Origin of the sequence: Photorhabdus viridis (genome assembly GCF_040256935.1) — a bacterium.
Lineage (GTDB): Bacteria > Pseudomonadota > Gammaproteobacteria > Enterobacterales > Enterobacteriaceae > Photorhabdus > Photorhabdus viridis.
Window position 1 is genome coordinate 1 of the sequence record NZ_JBEJZY010000337.1, and the last position, 327, is coordinate 327.

Consider the following 327-nt stretch of genomic DNA (forward strand, 5'->3'; position numbering starts at 1 on the left):
ATTATCGTTTCACGGTCGATACCCATGTCGATCATCGCACACGCGATTTTCAGGATCCCCCGTTTTTCGCCTTTATGCAATCCTTCTTGGAGTCCTTCCTGGCGTCCTTCCAGACGCCCTTCCTGCTGTCCTTTCAGACGCCCTTCCTGCTGTCCTTCCAGACGCCCTTCCTGGCGTCCTTCCAGACGCCCTTCAATAAACCCTTTTTGGTGCCCTTTCTGCTCCAGTTTCTGCGCTATTGTCATCAGTACCTCCTCATACCTCGGGGACTGTTCTGCCAGTCGCCGGATAAAACCCTCTGGATCGGCAGTATCTCCCGCCTGTAAT

General features: G+C 53.8%; 1 pseudogene. It reads right to left on the bottom strand.

Annotation, left to right across the window (positions count from 1 at the left end):
- Window positions 1-327, bottom strand: a pseudogene (locus tag ABR397_RS23630) (ISNCY family transposase); the annotation flags it as partial.